The sequence below is a fragment of the Erwinia sp. MYb375 genome (assembly GCF_037479175.1).
GTDB classification, from domain to species: domain Bacteria; phylum Pseudomonadota; class Gammaproteobacteria; order Enterobacterales; family Enterobacteriaceae; genus Erwinia; species Erwinia rhapontici.
In genome coordinates, this window is the sequence record NZ_JBBGZS010000023.1 from 1,913,587 (window position 1) to 1,938,878 (window position 25,292).

25 protein-coding genes, 1 other RNA gene and 4 pseudogenes are annotated in these 25,292 nt (G+C 46.0%); 20 read left to right on the forward strand and 10 right to left on the reverse strand.

The window, feature by feature from the left end:
* Positions 1-259: 259 nt before the first annotated feature.
* On the forward strand, positions 260-943 hold the full coding sequence (ung, locus tag WH279_RS21570; RefSeq protein WP_339458592.1) for a uracil-DNA glycosylase: 684 nt from the start codon (positions 260-262) through the stop codon (positions 941-943).
* Positions 944-1,132: 189 nt separating this feature from the next.
* The gene (locus WH279_RS21575; protein ID WP_339458595.1) at positions 1,133-2,692 is read left to right on the forward strand and encodes a methyl-accepting chemotaxis protein; all 1,560 of its coding nucleotides are present in this window, start codon (positions 1,133-1,135) and stop codon (positions 2,690-2,692) included.
* A 91-nt stretch (positions 2,693-2,783) separates the two neighbouring features.
* Here the strand turns inward: WH279_RS21575 and grpE are convergent, their stop codons facing one another.
* Positions 2,784-3,365: a nucleotide exchange factor GrpE gene (gene grpE / locus WH279_RS21580; RefSeq protein WP_200643660.1), complete on the reverse strand. Its 582-nt coding sequence runs from the start codon at positions 3,363-3,365 to the stop codon at positions 2,784-2,786.
* A 123-nt stretch (positions 3,366-3,488) separates the two neighbouring features.
* On the opposite strand from grpE, the gene nadK reads away from it, so the two are divergent.
* The 3 genes from nadK (at position 3,489) to bamE (ending at position 6,646) form a co-directional block, all read left to right on the forward strand.
* Positions 3,489-4,367, forward strand: coding sequence for an NAD(+) kinase (gene nadK / locus WH279_RS21585; RefSeq protein WP_167863448.1), 879 nt, complete (start codon positions 3,489-3,491; stop codon positions 4,365-4,367).
* Between the two features lie 86 nt (positions 4,368-4,453).
* Positions 4,454-6,115, forward strand: a complete 1,662-nt coding sequence (gene recN / locus WH279_RS21590) for a DNA repair protein RecN (protein ID WP_171148966.1) — start codon at positions 4,454-4,456, stop codon at positions 6,113-6,115.
* A 183-nt stretch (positions 6,116-6,298) separates the two neighbouring features.
* Positions 6,299-6,646, forward strand: a complete 348-nt coding sequence (bamE, locus tag WH279_RS21595; RefSeq protein WP_227534951.1) for an outer membrane protein assembly factor BamE — start codon at positions 6,299-6,301, stop codon at positions 6,644-6,646.
* A gap of 41 nt (positions 6,647-6,687) precedes the next feature.
* Here bamE and WH279_RS21600 read toward each other — a convergent pair whose 3' ends face one another.
* The gene (locus WH279_RS21600) at positions 6,688-6,975 is read right to left on the reverse strand and encodes an RnfH family protein (protein ID WP_159338559.1); all 288 of its coding nucleotides are present in this window, start codon (positions 6,973-6,975) and stop codon (positions 6,688-6,690) included.
* On the reverse strand, positions 6,968-7,402 hold the full coding sequence (locus WH279_RS21605; protein ID WP_133845817.1) for a type II toxin-antitoxin system RatA family toxin: 435 nt from the start codon (positions 7,400-7,402) through the stop codon (positions 6,968-6,970). The genes WH279_RS21600 and WH279_RS21605 overlap by 8 nt, the downstream gene beginning before the upstream one ends.
* A 159-nt stretch (positions 7,403-7,561) precedes the next feature.
* Between WH279_RS21605 and smpB the strand changes: the two genes are divergently transcribed.
* The 4 genes from smpB to WH279_RS21625 all read left to right on the forward strand — a co-directional run bounded on the left by smpB (position 7,562) and on the right by WH279_RS21625 (position 10,688).
* Positions 7,562-8,044, forward strand: a complete 483-nt coding sequence (gene smpB, locus WH279_RS21610) for an SsrA-binding protein SmpB (protein WP_133845816.1) — start codon at positions 7,562-7,564, stop codon at positions 8,042-8,044.
* Positions 8,045-8,093: 49 nt separating this feature from the next.
* Positions 8,094-8,457, forward strand: a transfer-messenger RNA (tmRNA) gene (gene ssrA, locus WH279_RS21615).
* Between the two features lie 176 nt (positions 8,458-8,633).
* Positions 8,634-9,863: an integrase arm-type DNA-binding domain-containing protein gene (locus WH279_RS21620; RefSeq protein ID WP_339458601.1), complete on the forward strand. Its 1,230-nt coding sequence runs from the start codon at positions 8,634-8,636 to the stop codon at positions 9,861-9,863.
* Between the two features lie 558 nt (positions 9,864-10,421).
* Complete coding sequence (locus WH279_RS21625; protein WP_339458604.1) at positions 10,422-10,688, forward strand: hypothetical protein; 267 nt, start codon at positions 10,422-10,424, stop codon at positions 10,686-10,688.
* Here the strand turns inward: WH279_RS21625 and WH279_RS21630 are convergent.
* The 5 genes from WH279_RS21630 to WH279_RS21650 form a co-directional block, all read right to left on the reverse strand.
* The gene (locus tag WH279_RS21630; RefSeq protein ID WP_339458607.1) at positions 10,683-11,297 is read right to left on the reverse strand and encodes a hypothetical protein; all 615 of its coding nucleotides are present in this window, start codon (positions 11,295-11,297) and stop codon (positions 10,683-10,685) included. The genes WH279_RS21625 and WH279_RS21630 overlap by 6 nt on opposite strands.
* A gap of 44 nt (positions 11,298-11,341) precedes the next feature.
* Positions 11,342-12,283, reverse strand: a complete 942-nt coding sequence (locus WH279_RS21635) for a DUF4435 domain-containing protein (protein ID WP_339458609.1) — start codon at positions 12,281-12,283, stop codon at positions 11,342-11,344.
* Positions 12,280-13,698, reverse strand: coding sequence for an AAA family ATPase (locus WH279_RS21640; RefSeq protein WP_339458612.1), 1,419 nt, complete (start codon positions 13,696-13,698; stop codon positions 12,280-12,282). The genes WH279_RS21635 and WH279_RS21640 overlap by 4 nt, the downstream gene beginning before the upstream one ends.
* 130 nt (positions 13,699-13,828) lie before the next feature.
* Positions 13,829-14,722: a Kiwa anti-phage protein KwaB-like domain-containing protein gene (locus WH279_RS21645; RefSeq protein ID WP_339458615.1), complete on the reverse strand. Its 894-nt coding sequence runs from the start codon at positions 14,720-14,722 to the stop codon at positions 13,829-13,831.
* Between the two features lie 9 nt (positions 14,723-14,731).
* Positions 14,732-15,250 (reverse strand): hypothetical protein, encoded by a 519-nt coding sequence (locus WH279_RS21650; RefSeq protein WP_339458617.1) that lies wholly within the window; start codon positions 15,248-15,250, stop codon positions 14,732-14,734.
* A gap of 598 nt (positions 15,251-15,848) precedes the next feature.
* Between WH279_RS21650 and WH279_RS21655 the strand changes: the two are divergent.
* Positions 15,849-15,980 (forward strand): annotated as a pseudogene (locus WH279_RS21655) (relaxase/mobilization nuclease domain-containing protein); the annotation flags it as partial.
* Positions 15,981-15,992: 12 nt separating this feature from the next.
* On the opposite strand, the gene WH279_RS21660 reads toward WH279_RS21655, so the two are convergent.
* A protein-coding gene (locus WH279_RS21660) for an IS3 family transposase (protein WP_150099640.1) occupies positions 15,993-17,104 on the reverse strand; the annotation gives its coding sequence in 2 pieces (ribosomal slippage) (positions 15,993-16,843 and positions 16,843-17,104; 1,113 coding nt in all).
* A gap of 64 nt (positions 17,105-17,168) precedes the next feature.
* On the opposite strand from WH279_RS21660, the pseudogene WH279_RS21665 reads away from it, so the two are divergent.
* The 6 genes and pseudogenes from WH279_RS21665 to WH279_RS21690 all read left to right on the forward strand — a co-directional run.
* Positions 17,169-17,695 (forward strand): annotated as a pseudogene (locus tag WH279_RS21665) (integrase arm-type DNA-binding domain-containing protein); the annotation flags it as partial.
* A 109-nt stretch (positions 17,696-17,804) separates the two neighbouring features.
* On the forward strand, positions 17,805-18,626 hold the full coding sequence (locus WH279_RS21670; protein ID WP_339458625.1) for an RNase A-like domain-containing protein: 822 nt from the start codon (positions 17,805-17,807) through the stop codon (positions 18,624-18,626).
* Between the two features lie 7 nt (positions 18,627-18,633).
* Positions 18,634-18,936, forward strand: a complete 303-nt coding sequence (locus tag WH279_RS21675) for a hypothetical protein (RefSeq protein WP_339458628.1) — start codon at positions 18,634-18,636, stop codon at positions 18,934-18,936.
* Positions 18,937-19,173: 237 nt separating this feature from the next.
* Positions 19,174-19,586 (forward strand): annotated as a pseudogene (locus tag WH279_RS21680) (phage integrase central domain-containing protein); the annotation flags it as partial.
* Between the two features lie 109 nt (positions 19,587-19,695).
* Positions 19,696-19,914 (forward strand): hypothetical protein, encoded by a 219-nt coding sequence (locus WH279_RS21685; protein WP_159338576.1) that lies wholly within the window; start codon positions 19,696-19,698, stop codon positions 19,912-19,914.
* Between the two features lie 4 nt (positions 19,915-19,918).
* Positions 19,919-20,221, forward strand: a complete 303-nt coding sequence (locus WH279_RS21690; protein ID WP_159338577.1) for a hypothetical protein — start codon at positions 19,919-19,921, stop codon at positions 20,219-20,221.
* A 15-nt stretch (positions 20,222-20,236) separates the two neighbouring features.
* On the opposite strand, the pseudogene WH279_RS22800 reads toward WH279_RS21690, so the two are convergent.
* Positions 20,237-20,391 (reverse strand): annotated as a pseudogene (locus tag WH279_RS22800) (DnaB-like helicase C-terminal domain-containing protein); the annotation flags it as partial.
* Between the two features lie 414 nt (positions 20,392-20,805).
* On the opposite strand from WH279_RS22800, the gene WH279_RS21695 reads away from it, so the two are divergent.
* The 4 genes from WH279_RS21695 to WH279_RS21710 all read left to right on the forward strand — a co-directional run bounded on the left by WH279_RS21695 (position 20,806) and on the right by WH279_RS21710 (position 25,218).
* On the forward strand, positions 20,806-21,657 hold the full coding sequence (locus WH279_RS21695) for a PA4780 family RIO1-like protein kinase (RefSeq protein WP_133845811.1): 852 nt from the start codon (positions 20,806-20,808) through the stop codon (positions 21,655-21,657).
* Between the two features lie 254 nt (positions 21,658-21,911).
* A complete protein-coding gene (locus WH279_RS21700) occupies positions 21,912-22,937 on the forward strand; it encodes a hypothetical protein (protein WP_339458634.1) in 1,026 nt (341 codons plus the stop codon).
* A gap of 41 nt (positions 22,938-22,978) precedes the next feature.
* Positions 22,979-24,073, forward strand: a complete 1,095-nt coding sequence (locus WH279_RS21705; protein ID WP_339458637.1) for a BamA/TamA family outer membrane protein — start codon at positions 22,979-22,981, stop codon at positions 24,071-24,073.
* Positions 24,073-25,218 (forward strand): DUF4056 domain-containing protein, encoded by a 1,146-nt coding sequence (locus WH279_RS21710; protein WP_339458640.1) that lies wholly within the window; start codon positions 24,073-24,075, stop codon positions 25,216-25,218. Before WH279_RS21705 ends, WH279_RS21710 begins: the two co-directional genes overlap by 1 nt.
* Positions 25,219-25,292 lie beyond the last annotated feature (74 nt).

Sequence of the window (25,292 nt, forward strand, 5' to 3'; positions counted from 1 at the left end):
TCTCATTTCCAGCGCCAGGTTGATGTAAAAAACCGTGATCTTCTGGGATCTGTATACCAGCACCAGAATGGTGTCTCCTTGATACAAATCAACCTGCGAGGAGGAATTTAAAGGCTGAAAACAGCAACTTTCTGTTTTATATCAATTTTATCAAAACAAAGAATTCTGCTTTATTTGCAAATTTTCAACTTTATTTTAAGTGTTACCCGGTAGCAAAGCGCGATAAGCTACGCACTTTGATGATGAAAAGGAGACGGTAATGGTCAATACCATGACCTGGCACGATGTGCTGGCCGAGGAAAAAGAAAAGCCGTATTTCAGGGAAACACTGGCAAAGGTCGCGGCAGAACGTGCGGCCGGTAAGACCGTCTATCCACCGCAAAAAGACGTTTTTAACGCATTTCGTCTGACGGAACTGGGCGCAGTAAAAGTCGTGATTTTAGGTCAGGATCCCTACCACGGCCCGAATCAGGCCCATGGGCTGGCGTTCTCCGTACTGCCCGGTGTTGCGGTGCCTCCTTCACTGGTGAATATGTATAAAGAACTGGTCACCGATATTCCTGGTTTTGAGCGACCAAAACACGGCTTCCTCGAAAGCTGGGCTCGCCAGGGCGTGATGCTGCTCAACACCGTGCTAACAGTGGAAGCGGGCCAGGCACATTCACATGCTAAATTCGGCTGGGAAACCTTTACGGATAACGTGATTGCGGCCATTAATCAGCATCGTGAGGGCGTGATATTCCTGCTGTGGGGCTCTAATGCGCAGAAAAAGGGCGCGATTATTGACCGTAACCGCCATCTCGTACTCCAAGCCCCCCACCCTTCCCCGCTCTCTGCGCATCGTGGTTTCTTCGGCTCTGCCCATTTTTCGAAAACCAATCAGTGGCTCAGTGAGCACGGCGAAACCCCCAATGACTGGGTTCCGCACTTACCTACTGAGTAATCTCGATAATCAGGGGGTATCTGCCCCCTGTCAGATCCCTGCATTGCGTTCATTTACATTCCCACACGTAATAATGCGATTTCCGTCACAATTTTTTATCAAGATTTCCCTCTCCCTGCCGATCTGATCGGCTTCAGGGTGCATATTCATGCGCCCAAGATTGGCTGATCCATTCAGGGGAAAGAACGGATGTTATCCATGAAAAATATGAAAGTAGGTGTTCGCCTGGGCGCCGCCTTCGGCCTGGTGATCGTGTTATTGATTATCGTTAGTACCACAGCAACGCTCAAAATAGGCAACATTAATCAGGCGGTAGACAGTATCGTCAGCGATCGTTACATCAAAGTCAGGCTGGCATTTGATGTACGCGATGGTGTCAACGAACAGATTAAATATATGCGCGGTATGGTTCTGGATATTGCCCGTCCGGACAGTAACGTTAAACGTTTTAGCCAACTCGATAGCGCGACGCAGAAAACCAATGCGGCGATTGAGAAAATCGCGCAGTTGCAAAGCACAGGGATGGGGATTAAAAAAATCCAGGACGTTAAACAGGCCGCCCAGCGTTTTGAAAGCGATAAAAAAGAACTGCTGACGCTCATCCGCGCAGGAGATGTTGCGCCGGCCACCGAATATGTACTGCGAAAAATCACCACGTCGCAGAATGCGTTTCTCGATATAGTGGTGAGTTTTGCTGATTCACAGTCCTCGCAGTTGCAGGCTGAAGGAGCCAGCGCCGTCAGTGATGGCACCACCGCCATTCACATCACGCTGATCTTCTCACTACTGGCTATCGCTGCGGCGATGCTGCTCGGCTTCTTCCTGACCCGTTCAATTGTGCGACCGCTGCGTGAAGCCGTCGGCATTGCTGAAAACGTTGCCGCTGGCGATCTGCGCACCACCATTCATGTCAGCTCGACGGATGAAACCGGTCAGTTAATGTTGGCGCTGAAAAACATGAATGACAATCTGCTGAAAATTGTTAACGAAGTCCGTTCCGGTACTGACCTTATTACCACAGCCTCCAGTGAGATTTCAGCGGGTAATATGGATCTCTCCTCCCGCACCGAGCAACAGGCCAGCTCGCTCGAAGAAACAGCCTCTGCGATGGAGCAGATCACCGCCACGGTGAAACAGAATGCGGATAACGCCCGCCAGGCCAACCAGTTAGCCGCTCAGGCTTCTCAGGTAGCGGTACAGAGCGGCGATGCGGTGAAGCAAGTGGTCAGCACGATGGAAATGATCAACGGATCATCGAAGAAAATCGTCGATATTATCAGTGTGATTGACGGTATTGCCTTCCAGACCAATATCCTCGCACTGAATGCGGCGGTAGAAGCCGCCCGTGCGGGTGAACAGGGCCGGGGTTTTGCCGTCGTGGCTTCTGAGGTTCGCAGCCTGGCACAGCGCTCTGCCTCTGCTGCCAAAGAGATTGCACAGCTGATCCAGGATTCCGTTGCACGGGTGGATGAAGGTGGCCGCCAGGTCGCCAAAGCCGGGTTAACCATGGACGAAGTGCTCAGCAGCGTGAAAAACGTGACCGGAATTATTAGTGAGATTACTATCGCCAGCGCTGAGCAAAGCAGCGGTATTGATGAGATCAACATGGCCATCACCCAGATGGATCAGGTGACTCAACAGAATGCGGCGCTGGTGAATCAGTCCGCAGCGGCAGCCCAGTCAATGCAGGAACAGGCAGAACAGCTCTCTCTGGCAATACGCGTATTTAAGGTGAATGAACCCGCTTAGCACTAATTTATGGGCAAAAAAATAGCCACACAGGGCGGCTATTTTAAACAGGTATACTCAGGGCGACCGAAACAAAGGCCGCCCTCGACAATTAATTTTTAGCTTTCGATACTGCAACCATCGCCGGGCGCAGCAGGCGACCGTTCAGGGTATAGCCACGCTGCATCACCATCATCACGTGATTTGGCGCAACGTCTTCAGATTCCATCATAGACATTGCCTGATGAACTTCCGGGTTGAACGGCACGTTGATATCCCCCACCACTTCCACGCCAAACTTGCGCACAGCGCCCAGCAGGGATTTCATGGTCAGTTCGATGCCTTCAATCATAGCGGCCAATTCAGGATTGGATTTATCCGCCACTTCCAGCGCGCGTTCCAGGCTATCAATCACTGGCAGCAGCTCGTTGGCAAATTTTTCCAGCGCAAATTTGTGCGCTTTTTCCACATCCAGTTCAGTACGGCGACGGATGTTTTCGATCTCAGCCTGAGCACGAAGCTGTGCGTCACGCACACCGCCCAGTGACTCAGCCAGTTGGGCTTCCAGTTGTGCAATACGCTCATCCCGCGGGTCCACCACTTCTGCTGTCTCCGCGTCCTGGGTTTGCGCCTGCTCCATCTCAATTTCGTCTGAGACTTGCTCGTTAGGTGTGTTCTGTTCTTTACTACTCATGAATTTCTCCGCGTTTGTGCATATTCATCTCGCTGGTTCGCTTATTATGGGGATCAGAATCGCGGTTTCAAGGGAACCAGTCACATTGTCGGGGGAGTTTACCTCGTGAGGAATGCCAGAAACATGAATAACCACTTCAACTGCATCGGGATCGTCGGCCATCCACGCCACCCCACTGCATTAACCACCCACGAGATGCTCTATCGCTGGCTGACAGCGAGAGGCTATCAGGTGATTATTGAGCAGCAGATTGCGCGTGAGTTAAAACTGGAAGGCGTGCAGACCGGAACGCTGGCAGAGATTGGCCGCAAGGCCGACCTGGCGGTGGTGGTAGGCGGTGACGGGAATATGCTGGGCGCAGCAAGGGTGCTGGCACGTTACGATATTAAGGTCATCGGGATTAATCGCGGCAATCTCGGATTTCTCACCGATCTCGATCCTGATAATGCTCAGCAGCAACTCGCTGACGTGCTGGAAGGAGAATACTTCGTCGAGAGCCGTTTCCTGCTGGAAGCTCAGGTCTGCCGCCAGTCCGGCAGCCCGCGTATTGGTACGGCTATCAATGAAGTGGTGCTGCACCCGGGTAAAGTGGCACATATGATCGAATTCGAAGTGTACATTGATGAAAACTTCGCGTTTTCACAGCGTTCGGATGGCTTGATCATCTCCACGCCGACCGGGTCGACGGCTTATTCATTGTCGGCAGGTGGCCCCATTCTGACGCCATCGCTGGATGCTATCGCTGTGGTACCGATGTTCCCCCATACCCTCTCGGCTCGCCCTCTGGTGATCAACAGCAGCAGTACCATTCGTCTGCGTTTTTCTCATATGCGTAGCGATCTGGAGATCAGTTGTGACAGCCAGATAGCACTCCCCATTCAACAGGGTGAAGATGTATTAATCCGGCGAAGTGATTACCACCTCAACCTGATACACCCTAAAAATTACAATTATTTCAACACGCTAAGCTCAAAGTTAGGTTGGTCAAAAAAATTATTCTAAAACTGCTGCCAGCGGGTTTACTGTTTATAAAACCAGTATATACTGTATGAAAAACCATATCTGTGTTTTCATACAGGAATACCATCATGCTGGCACAACTGACCATCAGTAACTTCGCGATTGTACGTGAGCTGGAGATCGACTTTCAGCGTGGAATGACGGCCATTACCGGTGAGACCGGCGCAGGTAAATCCATCGCTATCGATGCGCTGGGTTTATGCCTGGGTGGCCGGGCCGATGCAGATATGGTGCGCCAGGGTGCGGCACGCGCCGACATCTGTGCGCGATTCTCGCTGAAAGATACCCCCTCAGCCCAGCGCTGGTTAACCGACAATCAACTCGACGACGGCAATGAATGTCTGCTGCGCCGGGTGATCAGCAGCGATGGGCGTTCGCGTGGCTTTATCAACGGCACCGCCGTGCCTCTTTCACAGCTGCGCGATCTCGGCCAGGCGCTGATTCAGATCCACGGCCAGCATGCTCACCAGCTCCTGCTCAAACCTGAACATCAAAAAAATCTGCTGGATGCCTATGCGGGCGAACCGTTGCTGATGCAAAACATGGCGCAACACTATCGCCAGTGGCATCAGAGCTGTCGCACCCTTGCCCAGCATCAGCAGCAGTCACAGGAGCGTGAAGCCCGTCGTGAACTGTTGCAGTATCAGCTCAAAGAGCTGAATGAGTTCGCCCCGATCAGCGGTGAATATGAGCAGATTGATGAAGAGTACAAACGTCTGGCGAACAGCGGACAGCTCCTCTCCACCAGCCAGCAGACTCTGCTGATGCTGGCTGATGGCGACGATAACAATCTGCAAAGTCAGCTGTATAACGCACGCCAGCTGATGGCAGAGCTGATTGAGATGGATGATAAGCTCAGCGGCGTCTTTGCCATGCTGGAAGAAGCCGCAATCCAGATCAGCGAGGCCAGTGATGAACTGCGCCATTATTGCGATCGGCTGGATCTCGATCCCAACCGTCTGCATGAACTGGAGCAACGTCTGTCACGCCAGATCGGCCTCGGGCGTAAGCACCACATCGCCCCTGAAGAACTGCCGACCTTCTATCAGCAGCTACTCGCAGAACAGTTGTTGTTGGATCAGCAGGAAAGCGACCAGGATGAATTGAGCCAGGCCGTTAGCCTTCATTACGATGCGGCCCTCAACTGCGCACGGCAGTTGCATGAGCGCCGGGTTCACTTTGCCGATGAGCTTACCGGGTTAATTACCGAAAGCATGCATATGCTCTCAATGCCCCACGGGCGCTTTACGATTGATATCCAGTTCAATCCCGAGCATCTGACTGCGGAAGGCGCTGACCGCATTGATTTCCGCGTCAGCACCAACCCAGGCCAGCCGGTTCAACCGTTAGCGAAGGTCGCTTCCGGCGGGGAACTGTCACGTATTGCGTTAGCGATTCAGGTCATTACTGCACGTAAGATGGACACGCCGGCGTTGATTTTCGATGAAGTGGATGTCGGTATCAGCGGACCCACCGCCGCGGTAGTGGGTAAAATGCTGCGTCAGTTGGGCGAATCCACGCAGGTTATGTGCGTGACGCATCTGCCGCAGGTCGCTGGCTGTGGTCATCAGCATTTCTATGTCAGCAAAGAGACCGATGGCGCGATGACAGAGACGCATATGAAGCCCCTGGACAAGCGTGCACGCCTGCAAGAACTGGCGCGCCTGCTGGGTGGTAGCGAAGTTACACGCAACACGTTGGCGAACGCAAAAGAACTTTTAGCCGCGTGAAGATTGCACTTTTTTACCGGTTTGTGGTCATATCGTTGCTTCGCAGAGGTTTTAAACTGCGGAAAGGTTTATTATCATCGGCAAGTTACGCTGGTATCATCATTGCACACTGATAAACCCGAAAGACCCGGAGCTGCGGTTTCAGGGGAAACGAATATAGCCACAAAGGAATAAACATTGATTATGCGCTGTAAAACGCTGACTGCTGCTGCGGTGGTTCTTCTGATGATGACCGCGGGTTGTTCCACTCTGGAGCGCGTGGTTTACCGCCCGGATATCAACCAGGGCAACTACCTGGTTGCGAACGATGTTGCTAAAATTCACACGGGGATGACCCAGCAGCAGGTTGCCTATACCCTGGGTACACCGATGATGCATGATCCGTTTGGCAGCAACGTCTGGTATTACGTGTTCCGCCAGCAGCCAGGCCACGAGGTGGTGAAGCAGCAGACACTGACCCTGACTTTCGATCAGAGCGGCACACTGACTAACATTGATAACAAAGCTGCTCTGTCTGCTAACGCAGGCTAAAAGCAGGTTGTGAGCTAACAAGATAAGGCGCAGATTGCGCCTTATTTTTTTGCCGCGCGTTCAGCACGCTGACGACGAAGATCTTTAGGGTCGGCGATCAGCGGACGATAAATTTCAATACGATCGCCGCTCTGTACCACATCATGCAGTTTCACCGCGCGACTGAAGATGCCTACTTTGTTTTCCTGCAAATCAATATCGCTGCGCAGAGCCAGCAGACCAGAAGCGACAATGGCCTGCTCAACGGTGCTGCCCTCTTCGACCTTTACGCTGTAAAGGTACTGTTTATCTGGCAATGCATACACCACTTCAACAGCGATATCAGGCACTGTACACCTCTTTCGCGCGCTGGGTGAAAGCCTGTACCATGCTGCTGGCCAGCTCTTTAAAGATTCGGCCAAAAGCCAGTTCGACCAGCATATTGGTGAACTCGAAATCCAGATTTAACTCCACTTTGCAGGCTTCATCGCTCAACGCCGTAAAGCGCCAGCCGCCGCTGAGTTTGCGGAACGGACCGTCAACGAGTTGCATATGGATGCTTTGGTTATCCGTCAGCGTGTTACGCGTGACAAAAGTCTTACTGATTCCAGCTTTAGAGACATCCACCGAGGCCGTCATTTGATCGGAACTGGCATCCAGCACCCGGCTACCGGTGCAACCCGGCAAAAACTGCGGATAACTGTCAACATCATTCACTAAGCGGTACATTTGTTCCGCACTGTACGGCACCAGCGCCGAACGACTAATCTGGGACATATCGATTCCTGTCATTTTCTAAACATAACAATAATACCATCGCCGGCAATCAAACAAAAATTCTCTCCTGCTAACCATCTGCTAGAATAGGCTTTTCCCCCATGCCTGGCGCTACAGGGGATGCCATTAATCACTGCTTCATGTACACTAAGTGGCACTATGACAAAGAAAAAAGCACACAAACCCGGTTCCGCGACCATTGCCATGAACAAGCGCGCCCGCCACGAATACTTCATTGAAGAAGAGTTCGAAGCCGGGCTTTCGCTCCAGGGATGGGAAGTCAAATCTCTCCGCGCCGGTAAGGCCAACATCAGTGATAGCTACATCATGCTACGCGATGGCGAAGCCTACCTGTTCGGGTCAACTTTCCAGCCTCTGAGCGTCGCCTCATCGCATTATGTTTGCGATCCCACGCGCAGCCGTAAGCTGCTGCTGAAAAAGCGCGAGCTGGATAGCCTGATTGGTAAAGCCAATCGTGATGGTTTTACTATCGTTGCACTGTCGATGTACTGGAAGAATGCCTGGGCCAAGCTGAAGATCGGCGTGGCGAAAGGTAAGAAAGAGCACGATAAGCGCGATGACATTAAAGATCGTGAGTGGAAACAAGACAAAGCACGTATCATGAAGCACGCTAATCGCTAACCTACTGGTACAACGACAGGTTTTTCTGATATACTGCTAAACAGTACTTGGGGCTGATTCTGGATTCGACAGGATTTGCAAAGCCCTAGGAGCATGCCGAGGGGCGGTTTGCCTCGTAAAAAGCCGCAAAAAAATAGTTGCAAACGACGAAAACTACGCACTAGCAGCTTAATAACCTGCTTAGAGCCCTCTCTCCCTAGCTTCCGTTCTTAAGACGGGGATCAAGAGAGGTCAAACCTAAAAGAACTCGCGTGAATACCTTGCCTGGGGTTGAAGCGCTAAAATCTAATCAGGCTAGTTTGTCAGTGGCGTGTCCGTTCGCAGCTGACCGGCGAATGTAAAGATGGACTAAGCATGTAGTGCCGACGGTGTAGTAATTCTGGACGCGGGTTCAACTCCCGCCAGCTCCACCAAAATTCTTTCGCGGCGATACCAGAATTGTCCGCTGAAGTCCTGAAAGCCCGCACGGCACAAGCCCTGCGGGCTTTTTTGTGTCCATAGTAGTCCACCGAGAGTTGCTAGAATCCACGCCATATGACACCCTGTTTTGGACCCAATGCCCATGGGTCCAAAATCTGAGGGTCCATACATGCCGAAAGTCGTCACTAAACTCAATGATACTCAAATCAAAAGCACTAAGCCTGGCGAGAAGGAAGTGAACCTCTTCGATGGTGACGGCTTGTTTTTGCGCATATCGCCAATCTTGAAAGGTGGCAAGAAAAACTGGTACTTCAGGTATGCGGTTCCCGTGACTAAGAAACGAACGAAAATGAGTTTGGGAACTTATCCTCACCTTACCCTCGCGCAAGCTCGCGCTCTCAGAGATCAGTACCTCGCCCTACTCGCCCAGCAGATTGATCCGCAAACCCATAAAGCCGATAAAGCGAATGCACTAAAAGCGGCCACTGAACACACATTGCAGGTAGTTGCAAAAAAGTGGCTGGAAGAGAAGAAAAGAACGTCAGGGATTTCAGAAGATCATGCAGCAGATATCTGGCGTAGCCTTGAACGTAACGTCTTCCCTGGATTGGGTAATGTTCCGATAAAAGAGATTCGCCCCAAACTCCTGAAGCTACAGCTTGACCCAATTGAACAGCGTGGGGTTCTCGAAACTTTAAGGCGCATTATTTCGCGACTAAATGAAATTTTTCGTTGGGCAGCTACTGAGGAACTGATTGAGTTCAATCCCGCTGATAACCTTGCACAACGCTTTAGAAAACCCAAAAAGCAAAATATGTCAGCACTACCTCCTTCAGAATTACCACGCTTTCTGGCTACATTAAGCAATGCTTCCGTTCGACTGGAGACACGGCTGCTGATTGAATGGCAATTGTTAACCTGGGTCCGTCCAGGTGAAGCCGTTAAAGCGAGGTGGTCTGACATTGATACAACCAATGGCATTTGGACCATTCCGGCAGATTTCATGAAAATGAGAAAAATCCACAAAGTTCCATTAAGTAGAGAAGCATTGCGAATTCTCGAAGCAATGAAACCAGTGAGTGGGCACAGAGAGTGGATTTTCCCAAGTATAAAGGCCCCTTTAAGCCATATGCATGAGCAGACAGCCAATGCCGCTATCATTCGAATGGGATTCGGAGGTGAGCTTGTAGCCCACGGCATGCGATCAATAGCGAGGACAGCAGCAGAGGAATCCGGCAAGTTCAGAATTGAAGTTCTCGAAGCAGCACTTGCCCACTCAAAGAAGGACGAGATCGTAGCAGCATACAACCGCGCTGAGTACCTTGCCGAAAGAGTGGCACTAATGCAGTGGTGGGGTAATCTTGTGCAATCTCTAAAATTAAAAGCAATAGCTGCATGAAGTCACATTTACGAATAATGCAGCAGAATCAAAAATTAACTAACTGTTTTAAATAAAAGTCAAAATGGTTACATTTCAATATTACTTGGGCGCTGTTGAAATCAGAGGTCATTAGCGCGTATAAGCCATGTGAGAGTGGCTTGAAACAATTTCACAGTCAATTAACTGAATCTGACACCTTAAATTAAATTACCACTATCCCCTTTCCCCATGATAATTCTCTCTTCTGATGAGGAAGGAAGAGCCCATTCATGCTGGGCGTATGAAATGGATCGTATAAAAATATCTCCATGGTCTGAATAGGCTCTCGCAATATAGAAAGTTATGAATCTTATAATTCAACATAGGTTTGCTATAAAATCACATTGTTTTAAAAAAACATTTCAAAAAACTCTTTGAGTTGCAGTAATTGTAAAAAAACCAAGATAATCAAATTAACTTTTTTCAATTTCAAATTTTTTCACCGTGATAAGATGAAAAAAATCAAATTAGAACCATTAATGACCAAACTTGACAATCATTAAAAAATATTATTTATTTATAATAAAAGAGGTAAGCATGAAAACCAAAAAAATAAAATCCGTTAAGGAAGCAATAAAACTGTATGAACAATATATGCGTGAAATGGATGAAGCACTGAAGAAATACTATGATGGGGATTTTAAAGAGGAGGAATTATCAATCTATTCGCATAGAGTTGAAGGCTTCCCCAATTATTTGATGAGCAAAGGAGAGATAACCATGGATAGGAGCGTTGAAAAAAAGTTCTCATCATGGTTATTTTTACAAAGAAGTAAAATAGATTATAAAAAAATATTTCTATGATTTCTGATGATTAATTACTCCTGACAAAGCATTCACAGCAGATTTTATAATTTCGTTATTATATTCATCCTTTATCTTAGGAAACACTTGTGCCAAAGTATGTGTAGAAAACCAACTGAATTTTTTTACACTGTTTTCATCAACTACAATCCATTCATCTTTATGACTATAATTTCTTTTCTTTACTTTATAAACCCCGTCTTTTAGGGATAATATAACGCATCTTATATATGCTACAGGATTATGATTAACACGTTTTGGAGAAACGTTCGGCGGCGCTGCATTTATTACAATAAGCACAAGCTCTCTGAAAAGCTCGACTTGCTTTATTATGTTTCTATCTAATAATAGATTGCTACTCCAAACACTTCTATACTTTACATCAACAAGCAATTTAAGCTTTTGTTCTGAGTCCATAACGACAAAATCAGGAAGTTTTCTTAAGGCGTCAGGAAATCCTAATGCGTTATAAGCTTCGATAGGTAAAAATGAAACCTCCCTTATTACCTTTTCAATGCCAGTATCAATAACTCTATAATTATAATTCTCAAGAATTGCTTTAACAATCCCTTCGGACATTTCCTTTTTTATTCTATTAATGAATTCCATACCCTGCACCCTTGATATATATTCACACAGAAAACACTAAAAAATCAAATCACAAAAGCTTCTGATTTTTCCTTAATAAATTCATTTATTGTTGATGGTATAATTATCCGAGGACCAGAAAAAAGAAAAATACTTTCATCATTTATCTGAAATTTCTGCTTATAAGGCAAAATAACTCCTACTGCTTTTTGTACTGATAATAAAAATGAGCAAAACATTTCTAGTTGATACTTGCCTCTAACATAACAACGCTCATCAATACTATTCAGCATTTCTTCAAAGTAATTATACCTATTTAAGAATCCTGAAATATCACAACCTGTTTTAGCGATAAAATAATCTAACAGACTCTCATAGTCTCCTTTTATATGAAAGTTAATATTACATTTTTCATCAAAATAAAATAGATCGCCGAACTTCATACTACTCAGTACTGGTCTTGGGAAATTCTCTCTGGCTATAAAAGCAAAAATCATAATTTCTTTTATTCTTTCAAAGAAAAATTCTTGCGCACTTTTAAATGTCTGCACCAATTTTATATATAAATCGTTGTTTTGATCTTCAAGATTTGATATATCGAAACATTCACGACATATTGAAATCAATACTTGCTCACAAACGACATAGTTTTCAATTGAATAATAAAATGATTGATGCATATCATTGGTAATAAAAAAGTCGTTATCATTGAAAAAGTTATCAATATCCTTATCTACAAAGAATATGATTTTGTTTTTTTTATTACTTTTTCCTGCTAATTCATTTTTAAAAGCAAATACTTTTTTCTTATTCCCGCATACGACCGTTCTAATATTGACTGTATCACCAACTAAACGCCTTATCATACCATAATAGAGTTTATTATCGCATTTCCCTTCGTAATATACATGCAAGGTATTGATCGAATTGCTCATTTTAGTTAACAATGTATGTAAAGCTGTCTGAGGAGATTCAATTGCTGCATCCATGATATCTAAAAAACTCATAAATCCTCCAAAAGTGTACCAATACCTTTTGCATATTTCTTAAGGCTGTTATTATAAATAAATGGCGAGTGCGTTACTGCGAATACCCCTTCACACAAACCTGTATTCTTCACATCTTCAAGGAAAGTACTTTGCCATTCTAAAGATAGCGATAGTTCAGGCTCATCAATTATCATTATGAATTCATTTCCATCGCCAAGGTATATCTTTGAGAATAGCGAAATTATTTGCTTTTCGCCTGAAGAAAGAGTCTCCCATTTTATCGTCTTTGTTTTATCATCATTGTTCTTTGTAGGAGTTATACTTATTACAAACTTCACCCGATCAAAATACAGTTCTTTATTAACCAAATATTTGTTGCAAACATCAATAAAATTAATTAAATTTGACTCATTTTCTAATTGAAGCTTGTGAAGCTCAATAAGTTTACCTATGAAATAAAAAATTACTTTATCAGGTTTTTTTTCACCTCTTCCTCTTCCATAATTTTTAGTGTTTTTTCTTATTTCTTCTTTAATTTGTGATGATAGTGTTTCGCTATCAACACGAGCTAAGATCTCTTCAAATTCCTTTTCAGAAACTGAGGATAAATGTTCATTGGGTACAAAATCTTCGTAGCGGTTTCCTAAAATATCTTGTAAAGATTGAGCAATGAGTTCGCGTAATTTATTTCTGAAATCTGAGCTTAATTCATCCATTGCTTTATTGAGTAAGCTTTCGACATCTTTCATCCCAAACTGAACAATACCATCTGCTTCAACATTTTCTTCTATGTAACTCGATAGTTTAGTTGATTTAGGAAATATGATTTCAAGATCCTGTTCTATTCTACGATATGTTGGCAAATACATTAATGAGCAATTCACTTTGTCATTTATGAAGGCGATAGCTTTAGCAATGTCATCTGATTCCGCATCCAAATTATCTTCGGAGAAACTATTAATATCCAAAATGTAATCATTTATATAGTCGCTCACTAAAGAAGAGGGGGGAATCGGGTTACCTAATTCCTTAAATTCATTTCTTATTTTAAATATTACATCTCTATTCTTAAACTTCGTAAAATTCCCATCAAAATTACTCTGAATATACTCATGAATATACAACTTAAGTTTATAAGCAAGACTATTTCTACTAGGTTCTCGATTTCTTCTATTGTCTTTCCTGTCAAAATAATCAATGATATCCTGTTTAGGAAATGACTTCGTTTCACCATCGATACTTATATTAATATCTTCATAATCGTATTCAATAAGTTTTGCCCACTCAGCCTTTAGTAAGTAGTAAATCATTGAGAGAATGGTACTCTTACCAGTCCCATTCTCACCAACTATAATAAAGCTATTATCTTCAATACTTATACTGTAGTTATTGAAACCGTTAAGGTTTTTGATTTTTATCTCTTCTATTCTCATGGGTTATGAATTCTCTTTAATTTTAGGTTGCATTTTGATATTAAGTATTTTTTAAAAGCAAGGGCTAACTCAGCGAAGCTGAGTAGCCTTGCTTTACTTGCTCTTCGATTGGTAAAGGGGAACTCAAAATTCAAATTCTTATTGGACGCTTAGAGTTCGTCAACATTAGTTCGTTAGTAATAATAGAATTAAAGTAGCCTTGATCTAAAAAGTATAATAGTTGCTTCACTTCTTTTTTAGAGTTGGGCATGGTGATTTTATCAGCGCCATCAACATTTGTTATACCTAACTGGTATCCTATTTTCTGTGCGCATTCTATTAAATTTTGTATAGGCTGATCATTTAGAATACCAGAGCTCATTATCAGGGATACTTTTTTCTTAATTGCAGAATCTGCAAATGCCATGAAACTTTCATTATTCTCCACATGAAAGATTTCCTTAGCTATAAAATTACCTAAATCTTCTTTTGTTGCTTCATTAAAGTACTCTTCCATATTAAAGAAGCGGCGAAGCATAAAGAAGCTTTTGAAGACCAACTTGTCTCCAATAAGAATAGCCGTCAATCTATCACTAAGAGAAAAGCCAGGACGTGTTGAAACTGAGAATCTATTTCCAGGTTGAGTTGCCATCTTAAAAAATGACTTTTCATTATTGATTATTTGCCTTCTATCGAAGCATTGAATCAATACTTCAGCAGGATTACCATTTGAAGCAGGTTCACCAGTAAACAGAGCCTTAAAATAATGAACAGAGATATCATCTGGATCCCAAATAGGCACAGCGTCTGGCCGCTCAATAGCGTTTATCAACCCCATTTCGTCATCGAACGGGTTTATTGAAAAAATTTCACTATCCTGCACATTATATGAAGCACAAAAATCAATTTCTTCTGACTCATCGTTATACAGCTCGCTTTTTTGTGTTCTGAACAAACTTTCAACAAGCGTTTGAGCTGGAGCGTCCAAATCAATTTTAACAATTCTTGTAGGTATCTCGCTGTCTGTAATCGCAAAAAGTTCCATCTATGGTCCTTAGACTATGAGGTAAGTATGCTCAGTGAGTTTTTTAACCTTCAAACCCTTTATTTTGGCATTGGTAAGTGGTTTGGTTGACAAAAGAACAAAACTCACTCCAGTATCGTCTTCAGCTTCATAAAATTTGAATCCGAAAATAATGGATAATATCGGATTGAAACTATAAGAAGACGAGTGTTTTATGTAGAAAAATAGACTTAAATAGAAAAATAAAGCAAGTCTCCAATCCATAAAGGTTGTTGGTCCTGAAATCAATGGGAAGAGATAAGTTAAAAAGTAATTCGTTATCTCTTTATCTGCAGGAGAAGCTGATTCCAGATTTTTAGTAGTTACAGGGTTATACTTTTTAGCCTGATTAATAATAAACGCACAAAAAATTATGCTTATCACAGCTAACGAAACAGAACATATAAGTATTTTATTATTATCATTAATGAATGCCAAAAATGCCAATGTCAGGCATACGGGTGCCACCGAACTAGCAGTTAAAGCGTAACGTGCGAATCCATTTAGCATACACCACCTACTATAACTGTATAAAAACACAGTATACATGCAACTTGTGGTCATAGCGATCAGCTTCAATGCCAAGCATCATTAATAATACTTTTCATTATAGTGACGGCATTGACAAAATCAATTTATTTGATAATTGTTATTTATCATCACAATCAATAAGTTACGTTTTTTTAATCTTTTACGGCAAAAGGAGTTGCCATGGAAAGATCAAGTAGAACTAATCAAAATGAAGACAAAATTTGTCTTAATCCAAATTACTAGAATAAATCTCGGGCGCTACGCCTCAGCTGTGTAAGTGTGAGACTCAATAGCAGTGAACTCTCAAAGTTAGACAAAGAGCGTCATAAGCATGCCAAAGGCGAATGGCTTCGCATGTGCTTCATGAAAAACCAACCTGTTGTCGTTCCTGAGATCAACAGAGTGGCATGGAAAATGTTTGGTGAGATAAATCACAGGCTCAATTTGATTGTTAACCACCTAAATGCAAAGCAGTCATGTAACCCTCTAACCAAGACAGAACTGTTCGCTGTAAAGCGGCAAATCAGTGAACTTCGCTCTCGCCTCCTCACAACCGATCTTTGGAGTAGTCATTCCCATGAAGGGCATGCAGAAGATCAGAAGAGGTAAGAGCTTCGCTGGAGTTGTTCTATACGCGTTGAAACCTGGAACTCACCATAAAACTGACCCGGTGGTCATAGGGGGGAACATGCTGAGCGCTTCAGCTGTAAGCACACCCGTTTTAGTTCCACGCACTTTTTGAGATTTCCGTGTTTTCGGCCATCAATCTGTATTCTTCCGGCGTCAGGTTATTCAGGGATTCATGAGGTCGCTCACTGTTATATTCAGCCAGCCAGCGCTCTGTAATTTCCCGTGCTTCATTCAGGGTTCTGAACAGGTAAAAATCCAGTATTTCTGTCCGGTACGTCCGGTTAAACCGTTCGATAAAGGCATTCTGGGTCGGCTTACCCGGTTTGATAAAGTCCAGCATCACCCCGTGTTCTTCCGCCCACTGCGCCAGTGCCAGTGAGACCAGTTCTGGCCCGTTATCCATCCGCATCTTCAGAGGATATCCGCGGTTTGCTACTATCCTGTCCAGTACCCGGACGACACGCTGAGCTGGAATATTCAGGTCGATTTCTATCGCCAGCACCTCACGGTTAAAATCATCCACCACGTTGAAGGTTCGAAAGCGTCTGCCGCAGACGAGTGCATCGTGCATAAAATCAATCGACCAGCTCTGGTTTAACGCTTGCGGTGTTGCCAGCGGGGTCGGGTTGCGCACCGGCAGACGTTGTTTACCCTTACGACGAAAATTCAGTTTCAGCAGGCAGTAAATCCGGTGAACGCGTTTATGGTTCCAGGCATTACCGTGCCTGCGAAGCACCTGAAAAAGCTTCTTAAAACCGTAGCGCGGATAGCGTTCTGCCAGTTCAGTCAGCGCCTGGATCACCGGTTCATCACGCCGGGTATCAGGCTGATAAAAATATACCGTCCTGCTCAGCGATAACGTCCTGCAGGCCTGGCGTAAACTCATGGCAAAATGCGCCGTCAGATAGCGGACGAGTTCACGCTTTATCGCTGGTTTTAAAGCTTTTTTTCGATAACATCTTTCAACGCCCGGCATTCCAGACTGAGATCGGCAAACATCTGTTTGAGCCGCCGGTTCTCATCTTCCAGATCTTTGATCTTTTTAATATCGGCCGCTTCCATCCCGCCATACTTGGCCTTCCAGTTGTAATAGCTGGCTTCAGATATCGCGGCCTCACGGCAGACATCTTTGACGGTTCGTCCGGCTTCGACGGACTTCAGAACGGCGATAATCTGGTGTTCAGTGAATCGGATCTTACGCATAGCGATCTCCTCAGGGGACATAATCAGTATGTCGGAAGATCTCTAAAAATGAATGGGCCGTTTTGGTGGGATACTTACACTCTTAATGAAATCCAGTGGAAGCAAACTCTGGCAATTTCGCTACTATCCCCCCTTCATCAGACAGCGCACCAAGCAGAGTTTTGGAACCTCCCCCCCGGTGACACTTTCCGACGCACGGAAGCGGAGAGCAGAACCGCGTGCGTTATTTGCAAAGCAGATCGATCCTCTTGAACATCAGAAAGAGCAGCTTCAATCTTCACAAGAAGCCAAAATCAATACTTTCAAATTGATTGCCGAACGTTGGGGGAACGTGAAGAAAAAAAGCGTAACTGAAAATTATGCTGAAGATATCTGGCGGTATTTGGAGAGAGATGTTTTTCCTGTTATTCGTGAAATCTGCATTACCGACATCGAAACCCATACTCTGCTCAAAGCCATACAGCAGGTTCAAGCCAGCGCATTAATGAGGTGATGGTATACGCCAAAAATACCGGGCTTATTGACGCTGTTCCGGGCGTTAATATTGGTAAGGCCTTTGAGAAAACTCAAAAGAAAAATATGCCAGATTTATGCAAACAAGTGTTTTTACGAAAAAGACGATGGTGTACAGGATAACGTTTACCCGTTCACTCCGCGCCATTACTATCAATTCTGGATAGCTTGATAACAAGGAAAGGTTATGGAAAACGGTTTTAGTATTGCAATGACCCCGGTCCAGCTGGCAGCCGTCATGGCTGATGAATCTGTGCTCACTGAGCGTATCTGGGGTGGCATCGGGTTTCTCGGGACTGTGCTGGAGCTGGCCGGTGCCACTACCCTTTGCCTGGTCCCGGAACCTACCGGAGTGACGAAAGCGGGATGCATTATTGTGGGGGCGCACAGTCTGGATGGGATGAGTGCTTCGGCCTGGCAGGTGTATTCCGGCAGACCAACAGCCTCAGTGACCGCTCGCGCTACGGCGGGTATCGCAAGAGAGCTGGGAGCAGATAAGTCCACTGCTGACCAGATTGGTATCGCCGTGGATGTGATCCTTCCGTTCTCTGTAGCTGGCGCTGCGCGGGTTGCTTCGGTCAGAATGGGTCAGGTTAACCTGATGAAACATGAGGCCGTGAAAGGTTTTTCGGGCGGTGGGCATACTTTGAAAAAGCATGTTGGTAAAACTCAGCAGGATTTACTGGATAAACGCGCCAGAGGCATTCAATCAGGTACATATAGAGCAAATAGCGCATCCAGTTCATTCATATCACAGGCAATTGCAGAAAAGGCATTAAGCCAGGCCGTCAGAGCGAACAGGGCTGTAATAAGACAATGGGCCAGAAGCACCTCTGTAGTTCGGTCGGATTACTCTTTGCAGCTCAGGCATACATTTAGCAAACCTGTGGGAATAGTGCTCAAAAATGGGTCGGAAACGGTTACTGAAACAAATAAATTTGAATTCGTTTTATATAAGAAAAGTTATAATGGTAAACCCTATTACCTTCTTACTGCTTACCCTATCTGAGTGAAAAATGAAAAATTACCGTTCTATTAAAATGTTTTTTCTGATTTTTTTTGGGCAGGATGCTGATCATTGGGGAAATTCTTACCCTGAGATTGTCGATAGTGCTATTGAGTTTCAGGATGGAGTAGACGATGTACTAATTTCCGACATTGACAGATTTATTAGTGAGCACCCAACCAACGAGAAAGCGTCACAGGTGTTGAACGAAATTACAATGGGTTCCGTTGGAGATACTGCATCATTTCCCCCAACGTTAATCGACTTCCTGACCTGGCTATCAGCATATCTGAAGCAAAAGCGTGACGAATAAATATAAAGCCCGCTATATGGGTTCAGTCCAAAGGCGTAAGCCCTGCGGGCTTTTTTGTATTTATAGCTGTCCATAGAGATTCAGCCAAATCCGGTGATTATTGGTATACAGAAAGATGAATGCCAATAATGTATACCAATTAATGCCGGTACTGAACAAAGAACAAAGGGAAGAGATCACTTCATGTTGGCTGCATATCCAGGCAACCGGCAGAGTTTTGGAACCTCCCCCCCCTAGGTCACACTTTCCGACGCATGGAAGCTGAGAGCAGAATCGCGTGCGTTACTTGCAAAGCAGATCGATCCTCTTGAACATCAGAAAGAGCAGCTTCGATCTTCACAAGAAGCCAAAATCAAAACTTTCAAATTGATTGCCGAATGTTGGGGGAACGTGAAGAAAACAAGCGTAACTGAAAATTATGCTGAAGATATCTGGCGGTCTTTGGAGAGAGATTTTTTTCCTGTTATTGGTGAAATCTGCATTACCGACATCGAAGCCAATGCTCTGCTCAAAGCCATACAGCCGGTTCAAGCAAGCGTGTTAATGAGGTGATGGTATACGCCAAAAATACCGGGCTTATTGGCGTTGTTTATAGCGTTAATATCGGTAAGGCCTTTGAGAAAACTCAAAAGAAGAATATACCAGCTTTATGAAAATAAGTGTTTTTACGAAAAAGATGATGGCGTACAGGATAACGTTTACCCGTTCACTCCGCGCCATTACTATCCATTCTGGATAGCTTGATAACAAGGAAAGGTTATGGAAAACGGTTTTAGTATTGCAATGACCCCGGTCCAGCTGGCAGCCGTCATGGCTGATGAATCTGTGCTCACTGAGCGTATCTGGGGTGGCATCGGGTTTCTCGGGAGTGTGCTGGAGCTGGCCGGTGCCACCGCCCTTTGCCTGGTCCCGGAACCTACCGGAGTGACAAAAGCGGGATGCATTATTGTGGGGGCACACAGTCTGGATGGGAAGTGAAATCATGATTGATTACAAAAATATCAGAACATACTTCTCTGTATTTCTCGGTAATGATATCGATGCGTATGGAGAAACTTACCCTGAAGTTGTGGACTCTTCGATAGACGTTATTGGTGCAATAGATAATGATCTTATTGATGAAATCGATAAATTTCTTGCTGAATATCCAACAAATGAGCTGGCTGGACCAGCCATGAACCTAATTACTGAAAACAGAGTTGGCGATTGCGCCGGGTTTCCCCCAACGTTAATCGACTTCCTGACCTGGCTCTCAGCTTACCTGAAGCAAAAGCGTGACGAATAAATATGAAGCCCGCTACTCAACGCTGCGGGACAGCAGGCTGAGTGCGACCACAGGTGTGCGGATGGTTTTAGCCAGTGATGTAAGTCCTTTGGACACCTCACCAACGGCCAGATCGTGACGGCTGTTTCCTTCAGCTGAATCAGGCGCAGATAGTCGATGGCAATCAGCGCCATCTTTGCCTGCTGTTACTTGTAGCAATTCTCGCCCAGTCTTCATCCCCCATCCCCCCGAAGCCGCAGAGGCCTTTCTTACCCGGGTTCATCTGACATCCTCCACGGTTTCATGGTATGGTGCCAGGCTGTACCGTCATCATGTACAATCCGTTAGCAGGATGGCGCCACCCCCCGGTTTTAGCCCCTCCCACATTGATGTGCACTACTACGCACAGGGGCAGCCGTGGTGCATTGCGGGCATCTTATGGCGTCACAGTTTCGCTTTCTGCCGGGCCAGTCTACAGGTATCATCGCTACGCTCCTGGCACCGGTTCGGCCTTGTACAATATTGATTCAAATTTTGCCATTTTTTCCAGTACCGCCGTCTTTGTTATTGATACGAAAATCGGCTGAAATAAGGTATAAAGCCGCATGAAAATTCCCAACAGACTCCAGCCTCTGGTTGATGATGGCCTGATAGACGATGTGCTTCAGCGACTAAAAAGCGGTAAAGAAGCAGACGTTTACACCGTTTTATGCGGTGACAACATCCGCTGCGCCAAAGTTTATAAAGAAGCAACCCAGCGTAGCTTCAAGCAAGCCGTGCAGTACCAGGAAGGACGTAAAGTCCGTAATACCCGTAATGCCCGTGCCATGCAAAAAGGCTCAAAGTTCGGCCGTAAGCAACAGGAAGAGACCTGGCAAACGGCAGAGGTCGATGCCTTGTTCCGCCTGGCGAATGCCGGAGTTCGCGTGCCACAGCCCTATCTTTGTATGGACGGGGTGTTGTTGATGGAACTGGTCACTGATGCAGACGGTGGAGTTGCCCCACGTCTCAGTGATGTGACCTTAACGGAAGAAATGGCCGTTAATGATTTCCACGAGATGATCCGCAATATCGTGCGCATGTTGTGTGCAGGGATTGTGCATGGTGATTTATCGGAGTTTAACGTGCTGCTGGATGCACAAGGGCCGGTCATTATCGACTTGCCGCAGGCAGTAGATGCCGCTGCCAATAACCATGCTGAATCCATGTTTGAACGTGATGTAAATAACATCACCACTTACTACGGCCAGTTCGCACCACAGCTTCTGCAAACACGTTATGCGAAAGAAATCTGGTTGCTGTATGAAGACGGCAAATTAACCCCAGAAGCCCCGCTCACCGGTCTGTTCGTTGAAGAGGTCCATGATGTGGATATGGATTCCCTGATGGATGAAATCATCTCAGCAGAAGATGAGTTTTACGACCGTCAGCGAGCCGCCCAGGAACGCGAAGATTAATAAGAGGGTGCGCCAGGTTACAACAGCAGAATGATGACAGCCCACAAGGTAAAGACTGGTGGGCTGATTCAACACTGAACCGATAGCCTGGAAAATTTGACACTTTGTCATGTTATAAAATCCAATAGACGCTCCCCTTCCCCCAACAGCCGCTACAAAATGCTCCTCCTTAAGACATCGCATTTTCTGAAATGAAAGCTCCCCTCGCTGTCGTTATGCTGCAGGCTCTCATTTCTTAAATTACATGGATTGTTATGATGATGAATTATCCTCACGCTACAGCGAGACTGCTCTTTGGCCTTTTTTTTTGTACAGCCCCAATAACATGTGCCCTTGCGGGCGTCCCAAATGCAATACGCACGCCGCTTTCACTCGACTATAAAGATAATAATGTCGACTTGAAGAAAGAAAAAGAGGCAGAAGCGACAAAATCCCCAGACTTATTTGGCCCATCGACAGGACCGTTGCCTTTTTTCGGTGAGGAAATACGCAAGCGTGGCTATGAATTGCCTGACCCTTATGGCATTGGCTATAACCATATGAATATGCGTCAGAACATTAAAGTTAATAGTATCGACTTTTCCGGACTTAAAATTTTCGGTTTCCCTCTCCCTCAGAATATTTTTAAAATCAATGTCGGCCACACGCGGGAAAGATCCCTCACTGACACAGCAAAACTGGATACCTGGTTATTCCCTTTCTTAAATGTTTACGCGGTTGTCGGGCATACCCGGGGGAGTTCAAACTCTACTGTTTCCGTGGATGCTCCCGTCATTGGAAAAATGTCAGATATCGATTTTATCCTGAAATTCAAAGGAACCACTTATGGTGCCGGTACAACGCTGGCTTATGGCTACCATAACTGGTTTGGTACCATGGATTTCAATTATACCCGCACGAACTTCGATATCCTTGACGGTAATACGACCGCCTATACGTTTACACCGCGCGTTGGTTATCGTTTTACCGTTCCTGGTTCATCGAAATATTCTATTCCCGTGTCTCACGCCAGCTTATGGGTTGGCAGCATGTACCAGAATGTTTCTCAGGATTTCGGCGGTAATCTGAATAACCTACATATGCCTGCTAATTTGGTTAGCCTGGTTAACTTCGTTAATAAAGACAAGGAGGGGCGCTTTCGTGTCAAACAGCACCTCCAGTCTCCCTGGAATATACTGGTTGGTGGTCAGTACGAGTTAACCCGTAATTTTAATGTCATTACTGAAGTAGGCTTTGAGAAACGTAACAGCATTATGGTTGGCGGCGAGTTCCGCTTCTGAGTATGCGCTATTGCCGCACGCTGTTGGTGGGGTTATTTTTTATGTCCCCTTTATCTGAGGCAACATTATTACCCAGCAAAGAGACAGTCGACGGCTATCTTGCCAGATTCAGCTCAGATCCTGTTGAGTTGCACAAAAGCATCGACTGGGGCGTTGTGCCTGGCCCCTTTTATACCCCCGAGCTGGGCATTGGTATCGGGGTAGCGGCTGTCGGCTTTTATCGTCCGGATGAAGAACAGCAGCGGGCACCGCTCTCGTCGCTCTCGCTGACCGGATTTGTTAGCTCCACAGGCGCCTTTGGTGTTGGTTACGAAAACAACACATTTCTGCGTAATGACCAGTGGCGTTTTATTCTGAGCGGCGATGTCAGCTATCGCCCACTGGATTATTGGGGCCAGGGATATGCGGAGGGCCATCACCAGCGAGGGAAACAGTCCTATAACTCGCGCACCCTGTCGTTCAATCCAGAGATCCTGTATCGATTACAGGCGCATACCTATGTCGGTATGGGGGGGGCCCTCGCCTATGAGAAGGCAACCGGACTACAGAATAAGGCGGCAGGCAGTTTCTTCCAGCATCCGGTACCGCTAAACGAGCTTAACACCGGTGTCAGTTTGCTATTCAGCTACGACACACGAGATGTCACCATTAACCCCTCTAAGGGACAGTTGTTGAATCTCCGCTACACCGATTACCTCCCGGAATTAGGCGGAGATAACCGACTCTCCATCTGGGATATGCAATACAACCTTTACCACGCCGTCAACCCAACCACGCTGCTGGCATGGGATCTGTACGGCCGTTTTGCCGGCGGCAATGTGCCCTGGACGATGGACGGCACACTCGGCGACAGCCATCACCTGCGCGGTTACTACCAGGGACGATATCGCGATCGCAATGTGCTCACTACGCAGATTGAACTGCGTAAAAAACTCAGCTGGCGACATGGAATGGTTGCCTGGGCTGGCGCAGGCAGTATGTCTCCCCATCCCAGTGAGGTTGTGGACGGGCATTGGCTCCCTTCTGTCGGTATCGGCTATCGTTTTGAAATTAAGAAAAGAATGAATTTGCGTCTGGATTACGGTGTAGGACAGAAAAGCTCAGGCTTCTATTTTCAGGTAGGAGAAGCCTTCTGATGAAAAAAGTACTGCTCCTGTTATGCCTGTTCCTTAACGCCTGCCATGCCAGCATTCCCCTGACTGATAAGCCGATAACGCCGGGTGATTTTCAGCTTCCGCCCCCACCCGCGCAACACGTCTGGCCAGCGATCCTGCCACTCCCTCCTCCTGATGGTCTGCGCCCTTGTTGTGCTTTTGGCTATAACATTCGGGCTAAGCTTTTAGGGGTTCCTGTCCCCTTTTTTCAATTACGTAATGTCGTCGATCCTGATAACACGGGAAAGCATCACTATAACGACAGCTGGAAAAGCATCTTTACGACACTGACGGGAATAAACAGTGAGCTCAACGGTATTATCTATACCCGACGGGGCGGATTTATTGACCTTGCCCATGTGCGTGATACTGCTGACAACACGTTATGGCTGTTCAGCCAGATTTGGCCAGTGCTGGGTCGTGCTACCACGATAAAGATGAGCGATGAACTCGGACAACGCATTATCCGTCTACGGCAGTTTTCGCCCCCTGAAAATACGCTGGCGCGTTACAATTTGAGTGTCAGTCTGGCGGCTTACCTTGCCTTCCAGCTCGCAGCCTGGCATGAGGTCGCTCAGTGGTATGGCTTCGAGTCCGTGCCCGGCTATCCTGAAACCGCTTCCGCATTTTCACCGGAAGATCTCTATTCCAATCTGCTCGGTGCGCGCATGGCTACAGATATACTTAATGCGGGCGGAGCATCATCATTGCCGCAGTATCAGCATTCGATGGCACAGATGCTCCCGCAGGCGCTCGCACAGTTACAAGCCGTCAGCCCGCAAATGACCCGCTTTCACTTTGATATGCTGGATGGCATCTGGTGGAACAGCCATTGTCGCCTGCCCGACAAATTCCTGGTGCGTCTGCGCAGCTACAGTGTCAGTCACCAGCGGCTGCCGTCACGTCCTGCGGATACCGTCCCGGAACTGTGGCTGACATTACCCGATCATTTTGACCATCTTCCGCTGTCACAATTTGCACGACTTGAAATATGGCACGGTGACCATATGGCTAACCTGCCTTCGCCGCGATTGATGTATAGCGATGATGATTTTGCCACTCTGGCACAACAGGCAGCAAAAAATGACCACCACACCCTGGCAAAAATCGGTAATCAGTGTGATTAATCTCCCCTCGCCAACTCACCGTAATATAAGAAAATATTATTAATAACCAGAAAGCGTAAAGCACACTCCGGATG

Coding starts and splice junctions, on each gene's coding strand:
- ung (WP_339458592.1), top strand. CDS start 260: ATGGTCAATACCATGACCTGGCACGATGTGCTGGCCGAGGAAAAAGAA.
- WH279_RS21575 (WP_339458595.1), top strand. CDS start 1,133: ATGTTATCCATGAAAAATATGAAAGTAGGTGTTCGCCTGGGCGCCGCC.
- grpE (WP_200643660.1), bottom strand. CDS start 3,365: ATGAGTAGTAAAGAACAGAACACACCTAACGAGCAAGTCTCAGACGAA.
- nadK (WP_167863448.1), top strand. CDS start 3,489: ATGAATAACCACTTCAACTGCATCGGGATCGTCGGCCATCCACGCCAC.
- recN (WP_171148966.1), top strand. CDS start 4,454: ATGCTGGCACAACTGACCATCAGTAACTTCGCGATTGTACGTGAGCTG.
- bamE (WP_227534951.1), top strand. CDS start 6,299: ATGCGCTGTAAAACGCTGACTGCTGCTGCGGTGGTTCTTCTGATGATG.
- WH279_RS21605 (WP_133845817.1), bottom strand. CDS start 7,402: ATGTCCCAGATTAGTCGTTCGGCGCTGGTGCCGTACAGTGCGGAACAA.
- smpB (WP_133845816.1), top strand. CDS start 7,562: ATGACAAAGAAAAAAGCACACAAACCCGGTTCCGCGACCATTGCCATG.
- WH279_RS21620 (WP_339458601.1), top strand. CDS start 8,634: ATGCCGAAAGTCGTCACTAAACTCAATGATACTCAAATCAAAAGCACT.
- WH279_RS21625 (WP_339458604.1), top strand. CDS start 10,422: ATGAAAACCAAAAAAATAAAATCCGTTAAGGAAGCAATAAAACTGTAT.
- WH279_RS21630 (WP_339458607.1), bottom strand. CDS start 11,297: ATGGAATTCATTAATAGAATAAAAAAGGAAATGTCCGAAGGGATTGTT.
- WH279_RS21635 (WP_339458609.1), bottom strand. CDS start 12,283: ATGAGTTTTTTAGATATCATGGATGCAGCAATTGAATCTCCTCAGACA.
- WH279_RS21640 (WP_339458612.1), bottom strand. CDS start 13,698: ATGAGAATAGAAGAGATAAAAATCAAAAACCTTAACGGTTTCAATAAC.
- WH279_RS21645 (WP_339458615.1), bottom strand. CDS start 14,722: ATGGAACTTTTTGCGATTACAGACAGCGAGATACCTACAAGAATTGTT.
- WH279_RS21650 (WP_339458617.1), bottom strand. CDS start 15,250: ATGCTAAATGGATTCGCACGTTACGCTTTAACTGCTAGTTCGGTGGCA.
- WH279_RS21670 (WP_339458625.1), top strand. CDS start 17,805: ATGGAAAACGGTTTTAGTATTGCAATGACCCCGGTCCAGCTGGCAGCC.
- WH279_RS21675 (WP_339458628.1), top strand. CDS start 18,634: ATGAAAAATTACCGTTCTATTAAAATGTTTTTTCTGATTTTTTTTGGG.
- WH279_RS21685 (WP_159338576.1), top strand. CDS start 19,696: ATGGAAAACGGTTTTAGTATTGCAATGACCCCGGTCCAGCTGGCAGCC.
- WH279_RS21690 (WP_159338577.1), top strand. CDS start 19,919: ATGATTGATTACAAAAATATCAGAACATACTTCTCTGTATTTCTCGGT.
- WH279_RS21695 (WP_133845811.1), top strand. CDS start 20,806: ATGAAAATTCCCAACAGACTCCAGCCTCTGGTTGATGATGGCCTGATA.
- WH279_RS21700 (WP_339458634.1), top strand. CDS start 21,912: ATGATGATGAATTATCCTCACGCTACAGCGAGACTGCTCTTTGGCCTT.
- WH279_RS21705 (WP_339458637.1), top strand. CDS start 22,979: ATGTCCCCTTTATCTGAGGCAACATTATTACCCAGCAAAGAGACAGTC.
- WH279_RS21710 (WP_339458640.1), top strand. CDS start 24,073: ATGAAAAAAGTACTGCTCCTGTTATGCCTGTTCCTTAACGCCTGCCAT.